This is a genomic window from Pseudomonas sp. xss_4 (assembly GCF_043104125.1).
Taxonomy (GTDB): Bacteria; Pseudomonadota; Gammaproteobacteria; order Pseudomonadales; family Pseudomonadaceae; genus Aquipseudomonas; species Aquipseudomonas parafulva_B.
Genome location: NZ_JBICKJ010000065.1, coordinates 85,944 through 100,191, shown reverse-complemented (window position 1 = coordinate 100,191; position 14,248 = coordinate 85,944). Strand labels below are relative to the sequence as shown.

The following is a 14,248-nucleotide window of genomic DNA, read 5'->3' as shown; positions in this document are numbered from 1 at the left end:
TTTCTTTTTATCTGGGTTGAGGGTTTGGAAGGTCGATCGACCCAGCGGCGTGGCGCTCGTCCTGTTCAGGGCGTTCGGGGTGTGCCGCCGCGTGGTCGTTGAAGAAGGCTCGGCTGTGTTCGAGGTAGTCCGCCTGCTGGGCGGGGTCGAGCCAATGCGCATATAGTTTTGGTAGCACCGTCTGGCGCAGCTGGGTCAAGACCTGATCGATGTGGGCCATGGCGGCTTGTCCCTGCGGGCTGGCCGAGCAGCCCACATGCAGGAATTGGTAGGGTTTCACACCCTGTACCGGGTGAAATTGGTAGTCAGCCGGCGATCCGCCTTGTTGCTGGATCAGATAGCGAACTTCCGGCCAGTAGCCGAGCACCAGGCGCAGTCGGCCCAAGCGTTGCATCTGCAGCAGGTTGGCGGTGGCCTGGGTGCCGTAGTGCCGGCTGACGGCGGCATCTGGCAGGTTGCTCAGCGTAGCGTCGATCACAGCCCCATAACTGCGCTCTGCCACTACACCGAGGCGTAGCGATGGGTCGCTCAGCAGGCCTTGAAGATCGACCTCATCACCGTCGAGGTGGGGCGCCACCAAGGCATGGTTCTGCTTGCGCACGACCAGGCCGCTGGTTTGCACGCCCAGCAACGGGATGGAAAAGCGTACATAGCGGGCGCGCTCGGCGGTCCATAGCAGCATCGGGTCACAGGTCAGGCTGCTGCTGTCCTGCAGCATCTGCAAGCCACGCGCACGATTGACCCGCACGATGCTGTGCGCATATTCGGGCATCTGCTGGATCAGCTGCGGTAACAGCTGGTCGATCACCCCATGACCTTTTTCCGGGCCGTCGGATACGCTGAACGGTGGCAGATCACGCACCAGCCACAGCAGCCGCTCCTGAGCGCTTGAGGGCACGCTGAGCAGTGCAGCCAGCACGGCGCCCGTCCATGCCAACCTGGCGGGGCGCAGGCAATGGGATAGCGACAGGCTCAGACAGCGCCCGCCTGGCGCAGGGCAGCGATGGCGGCCGCATCATAGCCCAGCTGGCCCAGCAGCTCGTCGGTGTGTTCGCCCAGTGCCGGCCCGACCCAGTCGGCAGAGCCCGGGGTGCCGGACAGCTTGGGGACGATGCCCGGCATGCGGAACGCCTTGCCATCGGGCAGGCGCGCCTGCAGGAACATCTCGCGCGCCAGGTACTGAGGGTCGCTGAACATGTCTTCAGCCGAGTAGATGCGGCTGGCCGGCACCTGGGCTGCGGTCAGGGCCTGCATCAGCTGTTCCAGCGGCAATCCGTTGGCCCAGCGATCGATGACCCCGTACAGCTCATCGCGGCGCAGGTCTCGCCCGTCATTGGTGGCCAGGCTCGAATCCTCGGCCAGGTCGCTACGGCCGAGAGCCACCATCAGACGCTTGAAGATCGCATCGCCATTGGCGCCGATCTGCACATGCTTGCCGTCCGCGCTGGTATGGATGGAGGAGGGCGTGATGCCCGGCATGATATTGCCCGTGCGCTCGCGGATGAAACCGAAGACGTCGAACTCCGGCACCATGCTCTCCATCATGGCGAAGATGGCCTCGTACAGCGCCACGTCGACCACCTGGCCAAGCCCCCCGTTGACCTCGCGATGACGCAGGGCCATCAGTGCGCCGATCACCGCCCACAACGCTGCAATGGAGTCGCCGATGGAAATACCGGTGCGCACGGGCGGGCGATCCTCGAACCCCGTGATGTAGCGCAAACCACCCATGGACTCGCCCACTGCGCCGAAGCCCGGCTGCTCCTTCATCGGCCCGGTCTGACCGAAGCCTGATAGACGCACCATGACCAGCCGCGGGTTGAGCGCATGCAGCACGTCCCAGCCAAAGCCAAGCTTTTCAAGCACGCCCGGACGGAAGTTTTCGATCAGGATATCCGCCTCGGCAAGCAGCTTGCGCAGGACCTCGCGCCCGTCGGGGTGCTTGAGATTGAGGGTAAGCGAGCGCTTGTTGCGCGCCTGCACGAACCACCACAGCGAGGTGCCCTCGTAAAGTTTGCGCCACTTGCGCAACGGGTCGCCGCCGTCGGGCGATTCCACCTTGACCACCTCGGCGCCGAATTCGGCGCAGATGCGCGCCGCGAATGGCCCGGCGATCAAGGTGCCGAGCTCGACCACTTTAAGGCCGGCGAGGGGTTTGCTTGACGTCGACATGGGGCATCCGTGGCAGCTGTAAAGAGCGGTGTTTTTATCACAGCTGCGATGCGGCAGATACTGCCGCGGCGCAACCGGGGACTGGATCGGTTAGACTGTGCGACTTTTCTTCAGGCAAGAAGCACCCCGACCATGGCCCAGCCGTCCACCACCTACAAATTCGAACTGAACCTGACCGACCTCGACCGCAATGTGTACGAGAACGTCAAGCAGACCATCGCGCGGCACCCTTCGGAAACCGAGGAGCGTATGGCGGTTCGTCTGTTGGCCTATGCGCTTTGGTACAACGAAAACCTGACATTCGGTCGGGGCCTGTCGGACGTCGATGAGCCGGCGCTGTGGGAAAAAAGCCTGGACGACCGTGTGCTGCATTGGATCGAAGTAGGCCAGCCAGATGCCGATCGCCTGACCTGGTGCTCGCGCCGTACCGAACGCACCAGCCTGCTGGCCTACGGTAGCCTGCGGGTGTGGGAAGGCAAGGTGGTGAGCGCGGTGAAGAACCTCAAGAACCTCAGCATCGCGGCCGTGCCCCAGGAGGTGCTCGAAACCCTGGCCACCGACATGCCCCGCAGCATCAAATGGGATGTGATGATCAGCGAAGGCACGGTGTTCGTGACCGATGACCGTGGCCAGCACGAAGTGCAATTGCAGTGGCTGCTGGGGGAGCGCGGCTGAACCTTCCCATGCGTATCGAACCCCGCCCGCTGCCCCCGACCCTGCCGTTTCTTGGCAACCTGCCACCCTTGCTGACGCGCCTGTACGCCGCCCGTGGCGTGCAAAGCGAGGCCGAACTGGACAAAAGCCTGGCGCGCCTGCTGCCCTACCAGCAGCTCAAAGGCATCGACGCGGGCGTCGACCTGCTGCTGCAGGCCATCGACCAAGGCCAGCGCATTCTGATCGTCGGTGACTTCGATGCCGATGGCGCCACGGCCAGTACCGTCGGCGTGCTGGGTTTGCGCCTGCTCGGTGCGGCCCACGTGGATTACCTGGTGCCCAACCGCTTCGAGTACGGATACGGCCTCACGCCGGAAATCGTCGAAGTGGCATTGCAGCGCCAACCACAGCTGCTGGTCACGGTAGACAACGGGATCTCCAGCGTCGACGGCGTCGCGGCGGCGAAGGCGGCTGGCCTCAAGGTGCTGGTGACCGACCACCACCTGCCCGGCGAGGCGCTGCCGGACGCCGATGCCATCATCAACCCCAACCAGCCAGGCTGCCCGTTTCCGAGCAAGTCGCTGGCAGGGGTCGGGGTGATTTTCTACGTCCTCATGGCCCTGCGCGCGCGCTTGCGCAGCCTGGGCCGCTACGACACCCAGCCGCAGCCGAACATTGGTGAACTGCTGGACCTGGTTGCCCTGGGCAGTGTTGCCGACGTGGTGCCGCTGGACGCCAACAATCGCATCCTGGTGCATCAGGGTCTGGAGCGCATTCGTGCCGGACGCGCCCGGCCTGGCCTCAAGGCGATTCTGGAGGTGGCCAAGCGCGACCACCGGCGCATCACCTCCACCGACCTGGGTTTCATTCTGGGCCCGCGGTTGAACGCCGCAGGGCGCCTGGACGACATGAGCCTGGGTATCGAGTGCCTGCTCTGCGAGGATCCTGCCCTGGCGTTGGACATGGCCCAGCAATTGGACGGCCTGAACCAGGACCGCAAGTCTATCGAGCAGGGCATGCAGCGCGAGGCGCTGGCCCAGTTGCGGGACTTGCCGGTCGAGTCGATGCCCTATGGGCTGTGCCTGTTCGATGCAGAGTGGCACCAGGGCGTCATTGGCATCCTCGCCTCTCGCCTCAAGGAACGCTATCACCGCCCGACCATCGCCTTCGCCGATGCCGGCGACGGCATGCTCAAGGGCTCTGCGCGCTCAGTGCCGGGGTTTCACATCCGCGATGCGCTCGATGCGGTGGCCGCGCGCCATCCACAGCTAATCAGCAAGTTCGGTGGCCATGCCATGGCGGCAGGGCTGTCCTTGCCCGAAGCCAACTACCCCGCGTTCGCCGAGGCTTTCGACCAGGAGGTGCGCCGCCAGCTGTGCGAGGACGACCTCACCGGGCGGCTGCTGTCCGATGGTAGCCTGGCGGTGGAAGAATTCCACCTGGACCTGGCCAAGGCGCTGCGCCAAGCCGGGCCTTGGGGGCAGCATTTTCCGGAGCCGCTGTTCCACGGCGTGTTCCAGCTGGTCGAACAACGCGTGGTGGGTGAGCGTCATTTGAAAGTCGTGCTCAAGAGTGAGTGCGGCACGGTGCGCCTGGACGGCATCGCCTTCGGTATCGACCGCGAGGTTTGGCCCAACCCGACCGTGCGCTGGGTGGAGCTGGCCTACAAGCTGGATGTGAACGAGTTTCGCGGCAATGAAAGCGTGCAACTGATGATCGCCCACATGGAGCCGCGCTGAGCCAGGAGCTGTGTGAAAAAAATTCGAAAAGAGGTCAGGCTGTATTCAACGCAGCCTCACCGCGTATCAAGGCTTTTTACGCAACGCCCAGGGCATCGCGGCCAAACCCCATGGAACCTTCCCCCTACCTAATCTGGTCTAGTCTGAACACAGACCGGTACCGGGCCAGGGATGCGTGGTTGACTGCCCGGGCCGGATCACTTTGCAGCCATTGGGAGGTGCCCTCATGAGCATGCTGCTCGAGCCTTACACCCTGCGTCAGCTGACCCTGCCGAACCGCATCGCCGTATCACCGATGTGCCAGTATTCCTCGGTCGATGGCCTGGCCAACGACTGGCACCTCGTGCATCTGGGCAGCCGTGCCGTCGGCGGGGCGGGCCTGGTCGTCACCGAGGCCGTGGCAGTCACGGCCGACGGTCGTATCACCGCTGAAGACCTTGGCCTGTGGGACGACGCGCAGATCGCCCCCTTGCAGCGCATCACCCGTTTCATCACCGCCCAAGGGTCAATCCCGGGTATCCAGCTCGCCCATGCCGGGCGCAAGGCCAGTACCTACCGCCCGTGGCTAGGCAAGCATGGCAGCGTCACGTTGGAGGAGGGCGGCTGGCAGCCGGTGGGGCCGTCGAAGATCGCGTTCGATCCTGAACACACCGTGCCCAGTGAGCTGACCCATGCGCAGATCCAGGAAGTAGTGCAGGCCTTTGTCGCCTCGGCCAAGCGCGCGCTGGAGGCGGGTTTCAAAGTGGTCGAAGTGCACGCGGCCCACGGTTACCTGCTGCACCAGTTCCTGTCGCCGCTTAGCAATCAGCGTCAGGATGAATACGGCAGCTGTTTCGACAACCGCATCCGCCTGACCTTGCAGGTGGTCGAAGCGGTTCGTGCGGTCTGGCCGGCCGAGTTGCCATTGTTCGTGCGGGTGTCGGCCACCGACTGGGTCGAAGATGGTTGGAACCCGGACGAAACCGTCGAGCTGGCCCGACGCCTGCGTATGCTTGGGGTGGACCTGATCGATGTGTCTTCGGGCGGCACGTCCAGCAATGCCGAGATCCCGACCGGCCCTGGCTACCAGACCCGCTTTGCCGAGCGCGTGCGCAAGGAGTCGGAAATGGCCACGGGCACCGTGGGCATGATCACCGAGCCGGCCCAGGCCGAGCACATTCTGCGCACAGGCCAGGCCGACCTGATTTTCCTGGCCCGGGAGCTGCTGCGCGATCCGTACTGGCCGCTGCATGCAGACGACGACCTGGGCGGCCACCAGGCCACCTGGCCGGCGCAATATCAGCGGGCCACCAGCCGGTCGAGCCCCATTCACGAATCGGACCTGCGCGACTAAGCGGCCCTGGATGCCGGCGGCGGGCCTCTAGGCACCGGCAAGCCGCCGCCGGCCTGCGACGATGCAACATCTGGAAGCAAATCCTCTGTGGCGTGATGTGGGGCAAGTCTTACTCTGGCTGCTGACTTCCCTGATGTGGAGATGCGCATGATGAATACCCGGGGTTTGCTTGATCAATTGCTCAAATCCGGCCAGCAACTGCTAGAGAAGCAGGCGGGCGGGGCCAAGACGGGTACAGGCGCCGGCGGGCTCGGCGGGTTGCTGTCAGGCGCAGGTGGCGGCCTGCTTGGCGGCGGTGCGCTGGGCGTGTTGCTCGGCAGCAAGAAAGCCCGCAAGTTTGGCGGCAAGGCGCTCACCTACGGGGGCCTGGCCGCGCTTGGCGTGCTTGCCTACAAGGCCTATGGCAACTGGCAGGCCCAGCAGGCCAACCAACAGGCCCCTACACCAGAGCCGCAGACGGTGGACCGCGTACCTGCGGCCCAGGTGGAGCAGCACAGCCAGGCGGTGCTGCGCGCACTGGTCGCTGCGGCCAAGGCGGACGGTCATGTGGATGAGCGCGAGCGTGCGCTGATCGAGGGTGAGTTCACCCGCCTGGACGGTGACCGTGAAGTGCAGCAGTGGCTGCACGCGGAGCTCGACAAGCCGCTGGACCCGGCCGAGGTGGCCCGGGCCGCCCAGACGCCGGAAATCGCTGCCGAGATGTACTTGGCCAGCGTGATGATGGTCGATCAGGAAAACTACATGGAGCGTGCTTACCTGGACGAACTGGCGCGCCAGCTGGGGTTGGCCCACGGGTTGCGCGAGGAGCTGGAAAAGCAGGCGCGGCAGGGATAAGCCGCGCGTGCAGCTTGGCCCAATCGGGAGGATCACTGCGGTGGCGGGGCGTTCTGTCAGAATTTGACGCGCAATTCTGTAGGACGCCTGGGCTATACTTCGGCGATTTTTCCTGCTCGTAGTGAATCCCTGAGGGCTGAATGTGAAGAACTGGACGTTGCGCCAACGGATCCTGGCAAGTTTCGCCGTGATCATCGCCATCATGCTGCTGATGATCGTGGCGGCCTATTCACGCCTGGTGACCATCGAATCTGCCGAGCAGGAAGTTGGGGCCGACAGCATTCCGGGGGTCTACTACAGCTCGATGATCCGCAGCGCATGGGTGGACAGTTACGTCACCAGCCAGCAGTTGGTCGGGCTTTCTGACCGGCGCGAGATCAGCTCAGCCGACATCGAACTCTTCAAGAGTTTCGAAGACCGGCTCAAGCAACACATGGCCAGTTACCAGACCACCATTCGCGATGGCGAGGACCAGGCCCGCTTCGACGCCTTCGTGAAGCTCGAACAAGCCTACATGCAGAACGTCAATCAGGTGCTCGATGCGTATCGAGAACGCAATTATGCCGAAGCCCAGCGCTTGATCGCCCAAGTGCTGACCCCCACCTGGGTCGAAGGGCGCAAGCACCTGAACGAGGTGATCGAACAGAATCGCTTGGCCGCCGACGCCGCCACCCGGGAAATCGTCAGCGCGGTGAACACGGCCAAGGGCAGCATGGTCGTGTCGCTGTTGCTGGCCATCGTGGCTGCCGGTATCTGTGGCCTGCTACTGCTGCGCGCCATTACCTCGCCCATGAGCCTCATCGTGACTGCGCTGGACAGGCTTCGCTCCGGTGACCTGAGCATGCGCCTGAACCTGGACCGCCAGGACGAGTTCGGTGCGGTTCAGGGCGGTTTCAATGAAATGGCCGAGGCCCTGGCCAATCTTGTGGCACAGGCGCAGCGCTCGTCGGTGCAGGTCACCACCTCGGTGACGGAAATCGCGGCCACCTCCAAGCAGCAGCAGGCTACCGCCACCGAGACGGCTGCGACCACGACCGAAATCGGTGCCACGTCGCGTGAAATCGCCGCCACGTCCCGCGACCTGGTGCGCACCATGACCGAAGTCACCTCGGCCGCCGATCAGGCGTCGAGCCTGGCCGGCTCCGGCCAGCAGGGGCTGGCGCGCATGGAAGAAACCATGCACCAGGTCATGGGTGCGGCCGACCTGGTCAACGCCAAGCTGGGCATTCTCAACGAGAAGGCCAGCAACATCACCCAGATGGTCGTCACCATCGTCAAGGTGGCCGACCAGACCAACCTGCTGTCGCTCAACGCGGCCATCGAAGCCGAGAAGGCCGGGGAATATGGCCGCGGTTTCGCCGTAGTGGCCACCGAAGTGCGCCGCCTGGCCGACCAGACGGCGGTGGCGACCTATGACATCGAGCAGATGGTGCGTGAGATCCAGTCGGCCGTGTCGGCCGGGGTCATGGGCATGGACAAGTTTTCCGAAGAGGTGCGCCGCGGCATGTTCGAGGTTCAGCAGGTCGGTGAGCAACTGAGCCAGATCATCCATCAGGTCCAGGCACTGGCGCCGCGGGTACTGATGGTCAACGAGGGCATGCAGGCCCAGGCCACCGGTGCCGAGCAGATCAACCAGGCGCTGGCGCAATTGAGCGACGCCAGTACCCAGACTGTGGAGTCGCTGCGCCAGGCCAGTTTTGCCATCGACGAGCTGAGCCAGGTCGCCGCCGGCCTGCGCGGCGGCGTGTCGCGCTTCAAAGTCTGAAGACGATGATCGACATGCAACCGCGCGCCGTGCCGGCAGGCCACGACAACGGCGCGCTGTACCTGCAGTTTCACCTGGGTGACCAGCGTTTTGCCCTGTCCGTGCAGGAGGTAATCAAGGTGCTGCCCCGTCAGCCTCTCAAGCCAGTGCTGCAAGCGCCGCATTGGGTGGCGGGCATTCTTGCCCACCGTGGCCAGTTGGTGCCGGTGGTGGACTTGGCTGCCTTGTGCATAGGGCGGCCGGCGCTGCAACGTACCAGTACCCGCCTGGTGCTGGTGCGCTATCGCAGCGCACTGCAACTGGGCCTGATTCTGGAGCACGCCACCGAAACCCTGCGCTGCCGTGCTGATGAATTCAAACCCTATGGCGTGGACAATGACCCCGCACCTTACCTGGGGCCGGTCCGCCAGGATGCCCAGGGGCTGGTGCAGCGCATCGAGGTCGACCAGGTGCTGCCCGAGGCCGTGCACCGTGTGCTGTACCCTGACGCACAGGGCGGGACCTGCGCATGAACGAGCGGCATTTCTTTCATTTTCTGCGTGAGCGCATAGGTTTGGACGTCGAGTCGGTGGGCGCATCGATGGTCGAGCGTGCCCTGCGTCAGCGCAGCGCGGCGCTGGGTGCCAGCGGTCTGGACGACTACTGGCTGCGCCTGCAGCAATCGCCGGCCGAGCAACAGGCGCTGATCGAAGCGGTCATCGTGCCGGAGACATGGTTCTTCCGCTACCGCGAGTCCTTCACTGCCCTGGCAAGCCTTGCGCACAAACGCCTGGCCGAATTGGCCGCCGCTCGCCCTCTGCGCTTGCTCAGCCTGCCTTGTTCGACAGGGGAAGAGCCCTATTCGCTGGCGATGGCGCTGCTCGATGCCGGCATCGCCCCGGCATCCTTCCTGATCGACGGTATGGACATCAGCCCTGCCTCTGTGGCCAAGGCCAGCCAGGGTCTTTACGGGCGCAACGCGTTTCGTGGCGACGACCTGGGTTTTCGCGAACGGTACTTCGATGCCATCGACGAGGGCCATCGTGTGCATGACCGTGTGCGCCAGCAAGTGACCCTGCACGTCGGCAATGTCCTTGATCCGGCATTGGCCAGCCGGGAGGGCCTCTACGACTTCGTGTTCTGCCGCAACCTGCTGATTTATTTCGATGTACCCACCCAGCAACGGGTGTTCGAAACCCTCAAGCGCCTGCTTCACCCCCAAGGCGTGCTGTTCATCGGGCCCGCCGAAGGCAGCCTGCTGGCTCGCCTTGGTATGCGTCCGGTGGGCATTGCCCAGTCTTTTGCCTATGTGCGCCAAGACGATATGGCTCAGCAACGACCGGCGCCGGCCGTGCCGATTCAACGCGAACCCATCAAGCCGTTGACCGGCTACCGGCCGACCAATGTCCCCCTGCCACGCATGCGCGGGTCTCTTGGGCCTGTGCCTGACCGGCAGGCCGTCGAAGCTACCGGGCTCGGTGCCCGCGAATTGCTGGCAAGCATTGCCGAGCATGCCAATGCCGGCAACAGCCAGCAGGCGCGTGATGCCTGCCAGCGTTACCTGCGCCAGTACCCCCCGTCGGCCCAGGTGTACTATTGGTTGGGTCTGCTCAGCGACACCGAAGGTGATTTGCAACAAGCGCAGGTTCACTACCGCAAGGCGCTGTACCTTGAGCCGCAGCACCCCGAAGCGCTCGTTCACCTGGCCGCGCTCTTGCAGGCCCAGGGTGACCAGGCCGGGGCCCAGCGTCTGCAAAGCCGTGCCATGCGTGCGGGTCGGGAGGCCGACCGATGAACGATGAGGCTGTGACCGACCTGCTCGCCGAAACCGATGTGCGCATCGATGACTGCTGGAATCGCATCGGCGTGCATGGCAACAAGCAATGCCCGCTGCTTGAGCGTCATGTCCATTGTCGCAACTGCGAGGTGTACGCCGCCGCGGCCACGCGTCTGCTGGACCGCTACGCACTGGTGCAGGACACCGACGCACAGCCGGACCTGGAAGCGGTCGAGCAGGCCTGTACAGGGCGCTCGATGCTGTTGTTCCGCCTGGGGGAGGAGTGGCTGGCGTTGCCTACGGCATGCCTGGCCGAAATCGCGCCCTTGCAGGCCGTGCATTCGCTACCCCATCAGCGCTCGCGCGTGCTGTTGGGCGTTGCCAATGTGCGGGGTGCCCTGGTGCCGTGCCTGTCGTTGCAGGAGCTGCTGGGTACCCCTGGCGGTGCGACTGAACAGCGCAACAATCGGGGCTTGCCACGCATGCTGATCCTGGCAGCCGAGGGTGGCCCGGTGGTCATGGCCGTCGAGGAAATCGATGGTATCCACCGGCTTGATCGGCCCACGGACCTTGCTCACGACGCCATGCGCTTCACGGCAGCGGTGCTGCAATGGCGCGGGCGCAGCGTGCGTGTGCTGGATGAGCAACAGCTGTTGTCTGCCGTACAGCGGAGCCTGTCATGACCCCTGAGCAAATGCGCGACGCCTCGTTGCTCGAACTGTTCAGCCTTGAAGCCGAGGCCCAGACGCAGGTACTCAGCGCCGGGCTTCTGGCCCTGGAGCGCAACCCTACCCAGGCCGACCAGCTGGAAGCCTGCATGCGCGCAGCCCATTCCCTTAAAGGGGCTGCACGCATCGTTGGCGTGGATGCCGGTGTCAGCGTTGCGCACGTGATGGAGGACTGCCTGGTGGCGGCCCAGGAAGGCCGCCTGCGCCTGAGCGCTGAGCACATCGACGCGCTGCTGCAGGGCACCGACCTGTTGATGCGCATTGCAACGCCCAGCGACACAGCCGCCCAGGACGATGTGCCTGGCTTCCTGGTGCTGATGGCCGCCGTATTGGAGCCCGGCAGGCCGAGCGCTGCACCTGCCGCCCCCGCGCAGGCCCGTCCACCCATGGCGCCGCCGCCGGTTGCGAGCCAGACACCGACCGCGCCGCCTGCACCGGCGTCTGAGCCGCCCGCCGATGCCGAGCCTGCGCCACGTCGCAAGGCCGGCAAGCGCACGGTCGAAGGGGGCGAGCGGGTACTGCGAGTGACCGCCGACAGGCTCAACAGCCTGCTCGACCTGTCCAGCAAGTCCCTGGTTGAAACCCAGCGTCTCAAGCCCTACCTGGCCACCTTGCAGCGCCTCAAGCGCATGCATGGCCAGGGCATGCAGGCGCTCGATGGCTTGCGCCTGCAACTCGAAGACAGCGGCCAGGGGAACGAGGTACTCGAAGCCTTGGCCCAGACTCAACGCTTGTTGGCCGAGACCCAGCAGATCCTGCGTCAGCAAGCGGCCGATCTGGACGAATTCGGCTGGCAGGCCAGCCAGCGCGCGCAACTGCTCTACGACACCGCCCTGGCCTGCCGCATGCGCCCGTTTGCCGATGTGCTGGCCGGGCAGAGCCGCATGGTGCGCGACCTGGGGCGCGCCCTGGGCAAACCGGTGCGCCTGGTCATCGAAGGCGAGAAAACCCAGGTCGATCGTGACGTGCTGGAAAAGCTCGAGGCTCCGCTGACCCACTTGCTGCGTAACGCGGTCGATCATGGCATCGAACTGCCAAACAGGCGGCTGTTGGCGGGCAAGCCCGAAGAGGGGCTGATCCGCCTGCGCGTCTCGCACCATGCCGGGATGCTGAGCCTTGAGCTGATGGACGACGGTGCCGGTGTGGACCTGGATCGCCTGCGTGCCAGCATTGTCGAGCGTGCCCTGTCTCCAGCCGAAACCGTCGCGCGCATGAGTGACGATGAATTGCTCACGTTCCTCTTCCTGCCAGGCTTCAGCCTGCGGGACACGGTGACCGAAGTGTCCGGGCGGGGTGTAGGGCTTGACGCCGTGCAGCACATGATTCGCGAATTGCGCGGGGCGATCGAACTGACCCAGACGCCCGGGCTGGGGTGCCGCTTCCACCTGCAGGTACCGCAGACCTTGTCGGTCGTGCGCAGCCTGGTCGTGGAAGTCGGCGGGGAAGCCTATGCCTTCCCCCTGGCGCATATCGAACACACCCTGGCGGTGGATGCCAACGACATCGTGCAGATTGAAGGGCGGCAGCATTTCTGGCATGACGGCCAGCACATCGGTCTCGTAGCGGCCAGCCAGTTGCTGCACCGGCCGGCCGGGCAAACCGACCAGGACAGCCTGCGGGTCGTGGTCATCCGCGAGCGCGAGCGCTTGTACGGCGTGGCCGTCGAGCGCCTGATCGGTGAGCGGGTGCTGGTGGTGATGCCGCTCGATCCGCGTCTGGGCAAAGTGCAGGACATTTCTTCAGGGGCGCTGCTGGACGACGGTTCGGTGGTGCTGATCGTCGATGTGGAGGACATTCTGCGCTCGGTCGACAAACTGCTCAGCACCGGCACGCTCGAGCGCGTCGAGCGCGGCGGTGCCGGCGTCTCTGGTCTGGCGCGCAAACGCGTACTGGTCGTCGACGACTCGCTGACGGTGCGCGAGCTGCAGCGCAAGCTGCTGGGCAATCGCGGCTACGACGTCGCAGTGGCGGTCGATGGCATGGATGGCTGGAATGCCCTGCGCGGCGACGATTTCGACTTGCTGATCACCGACATCGACATGCCGCGCATGGACGGCATTGAATTGGTCACCCTGGTGCGCCGTGACCAGCGCCTGCAATCGCTGCCTGTCATGGTGGTTTCCTACAAGGATCGGGAGGAAGACCGACGGCGTGGCCTGGATGCCGGGGCCGACTACTATTTGGCTAAAGCCAGTTTCCACGACGATGCGTTGCTCGATGCTGTAGTCGAACTGATCGGAGGTGCTCACGGATGAAGATCGCCATCGTCAATGACATGCCCATGGCAGTGGAGGCCTTGCGCCGCGCCGTCGCGCTGGAACCTGCCCATGAAGTGGTGTGGGTAGCCAGCAACGGTGCCGAAGCCGTGCAACGCTGCCAGGAACAGCAGCCGGACCTGATCCTGATGGACTTGATCATGCCGGTGATGGATGGCGTGGAAGCGACTCGCCGGATCATGGCCGATACCCCGTGCGCCATCGTCATCGTCACGGTCGATCGCAAGCAGAATGTGCACCGGGTATTCGAAGCCATGGGGCATGGCGCACTGGATGTGGTCGATACACCGACGCTGGGCGCTGGCGACGCCCGTGAAGCCGCCGCGCCATTGCTGCGCAAGATTCTCAACATCAGCTGGCTGATTGGCCAGCAGCGCCCGCCGACGCCTAGGCCGGTTGCCGCACCGCTGCGTGAAGCAAGCCAGCGACGAGGGTTGGTGGCTATCGGTTCATCAGCAGGTGGCCCGGCGGCCCTGGAGGTACTGCTCAAAGGGGTGCCAGCAGGGTTTCCGGCCGCGATCGTGCTGGTTCAGCATGTGGATCAGGTCTTTGCCGCCGGCATGGCCGAATGGCTCAGCAGTGCAGCCGGGCTGCCAGTGCGCCTGGCACGCGAAGGGGAGCCACCGCAACCTGGCCAGGTGCTGTTGGCCGGAACCAACCACCATCTGCGTCTGCTACAGAACGGGCAACTGGCCTACACTGCCGAACCGGTCAATGAAATCTACCGCCCTTCGATCGACGTCTTCTTCGAAAGCGTGGTGCGCTACTGGTCAGGCGAGGCAGTGGGGGTGCTGCTCACCGGCATGGGGCGCGACGGAGCACAGGGGCTCAAGATGATGCGCCAACGGGGTTTTCTGACCATTGCCCAGGACCAGGCCAGCAGTGCTGTCTATGGCATGCCCAAGGCTGCTGCGGCGATCGATGCCGCAGTGGAAATCCGCCCGCTTGAAGGCATAGCCGGGCGTCTGACGGAAGTTTTTGCACAATGACG

Annotated in this window: 12 protein-coding genes; 10 read left to right on the top strand and 2 right to left on the bottom strand. The window is 64.7% G+C overall.

From position 1 onward, the window contains the following. Positions 1-7: 7 nt before the first annotated feature. Complete coding sequence (locus ACF8GB_RS12355) at positions 8-970, bottom strand: TIGR02285 family protein (RefSeq protein WP_392515074.1); 963 nt, start codon at positions 968-970, stop codon at positions 8-10. Positions 971-972: 2 nt separating this feature from the next. Beyond that, complete coding sequence (locus ACF8GB_RS12350) at positions 973-2,172, bottom strand: CaiB/BaiF CoA-transferase family protein (RefSeq protein WP_197843869.1); 1,200 nt, start codon at positions 2,170-2,172, stop codon at positions 973-975. Between the two features lie 132 nt (positions 2,173-2,304). On the opposite strand from ACF8GB_RS12350, the gene ACF8GB_RS12345 reads away from it, so the two are divergent. The 10 genes from ACF8GB_RS12345 to ACF8GB_RS12300 all read left to right on the top strand — a co-directional run bounded on the left by ACF8GB_RS12345 (position 2,305) and on the right by ACF8GB_RS12300 (position 14,246). Then, positions 2,305-2,847, top strand: coding sequence for a YaeQ family protein (locus ACF8GB_RS12345; protein WP_023534041.1), 543 nt, complete (start codon positions 2,305-2,307; stop codon positions 2,845-2,847). Positions 2,848-2,855: 8 nt separating this feature from the next. After that, positions 2,856-4,565, top strand: a complete 1,710-nt coding sequence (recJ, locus tag ACF8GB_RS12340; protein ID WP_058639559.1) for a single-stranded-DNA-specific exonuclease RecJ — start codon at positions 2,856-2,858, stop codon at positions 4,563-4,565. A 226-nt stretch (positions 4,566-4,791) separates the two neighbouring features. Next, entirely contained in the window at positions 4,792-5,898 is a 1,107-nt protein-coding gene (locus ACF8GB_RS12335; RefSeq protein ID WP_392515067.1) for an NADH:flavin oxidoreductase/NADH oxidase, read from the top strand. A 150-nt stretch (positions 5,899-6,048) separates the two neighbouring features. Then, complete coding sequence (locus ACF8GB_RS12330; protein WP_078479446.1) at positions 6,049-6,732, top strand: tellurite resistance TerB family protein; 684 nt, start codon at positions 6,049-6,051, stop codon at positions 6,730-6,732. A 142-nt stretch (positions 6,733-6,874) separates the two neighbouring features. Further along, positions 6,875-8,497 (top strand): methyl-accepting chemotaxis protein, encoded by a 1,623-nt coding sequence (locus tag ACF8GB_RS12325; protein ID WP_058639557.1) that lies wholly within the window; start codon positions 6,875-6,877, stop codon positions 8,495-8,497. A gap of 5 nt (positions 8,498-8,502) precedes the next feature. Beyond that, positions 8,503-9,009, top strand: a complete 507-nt coding sequence (locus ACF8GB_RS12320; protein WP_058603759.1) for a chemotaxis protein CheW — start codon at positions 8,503-8,505, stop codon at positions 9,007-9,009. Beyond that, entirely contained in the window at positions 9,006-10,271 is a 1,266-nt protein-coding gene (locus tag ACF8GB_RS12315) for a protein-glutamate O-methyltransferase CheR (RefSeq protein ID WP_058639556.1), read from the top strand. The genes ACF8GB_RS12320 and ACF8GB_RS12315 overlap by 4 nt, the downstream gene beginning before the upstream one ends. Further along, the gene (locus ACF8GB_RS12310) at positions 10,268-10,936 is read left to right on the top strand and encodes a chemotaxis protein CheW (protein ID WP_100852121.1); all 669 of its coding nucleotides are present in this window, start codon (positions 10,268-10,270) and stop codon (positions 10,934-10,936) included. The genes ACF8GB_RS12315 and ACF8GB_RS12310 overlap by 4 nt, the downstream gene beginning before the upstream one ends. Then, the gene (locus tag ACF8GB_RS12305; protein ID WP_392527106.1) at positions 10,933-13,236 is read left to right on the top strand and encodes a hybrid sensor histidine kinase/response regulator; all 2,304 of its coding nucleotides are present in this window, start codon (positions 10,933-10,935) and stop codon (positions 13,234-13,236) included. The genes ACF8GB_RS12310 and ACF8GB_RS12305 overlap by 4 nt, the downstream gene beginning before the upstream one ends. Continuing rightward, positions 13,233-14,246, top strand: a complete 1,014-nt coding sequence (locus ACF8GB_RS12300) for a chemotaxis response regulator protein-glutamate methylesterase (protein ID WP_392527104.1) — start codon at positions 13,233-13,235, stop codon at positions 14,244-14,246. The genes ACF8GB_RS12305 and ACF8GB_RS12300 overlap by 4 nt, the downstream gene beginning before the upstream one ends. The last annotated feature ends 2 nt before the right edge of the window (positions 14,247-14,248 follow it).

Excerpts from the sequence above, each read along its gene's own strand:
- ACF8GB_RS12350 (WP_197843869.1), bottom strand. The coding sequence starts at position 2,172 with ATGTCGACGTCAAGCAAACCCCTCGCCGGCCTTAAAGTGGTCGAGCTC.
- ACF8GB_RS12345 (WP_023534041.1), top strand. The coding sequence starts at position 2,305 with ATGGCCCAGCCGTCCACCACCTACAAATTCGAACTGAACCTGACCGAC.
- recJ (WP_058639559.1), top strand. The coding sequence starts at position 2,856 with ATGCGTATCGAACCCCGCCCGCTGCCCCCGACCCTGCCGTTTCTTGGC.
- ACF8GB_RS12335 (WP_392515067.1), top strand. The coding sequence starts at position 4,792 with ATGAGCATGCTGCTCGAGCCTTACACCCTGCGTCAGCTGACCCTGCCG.
- ACF8GB_RS12330 (WP_078479446.1), top strand. The coding sequence starts at position 6,049 with ATGAATACCCGGGGTTTGCTTGATCAATTGCTCAAATCCGGCCAGCAA.
- ACF8GB_RS12320 (WP_058603759.1), top strand. The coding sequence starts at position 8,503 with ATGATCGACATGCAACCGCGCGCCGTGCCGGCAGGCCACGACAACGGC.
- ACF8GB_RS12315 (WP_058639556.1), top strand. The coding sequence starts at position 9,006 with ATGAACGAGCGGCATTTCTTTCATTTTCTGCGTGAGCGCATAGGTTTG.
- ACF8GB_RS12310 (WP_100852121.1), top strand. The coding sequence starts at position 10,268 with ATGAACGATGAGGCTGTGACCGACCTGCTCGCCGAAACCGATGTGCGC.
- ACF8GB_RS12305 (WP_392527106.1), top strand. The coding sequence starts at position 10,933 with ATGACCCCTGAGCAAATGCGCGACGCCTCGTTGCTCGAACTGTTCAGC.
- ACF8GB_RS12300 (WP_392527104.1), top strand. The coding sequence starts at position 13,233 with ATGAAGATCGCCATCGTCAATGACATGCCCATGGCAGTGGAGGCCTTG.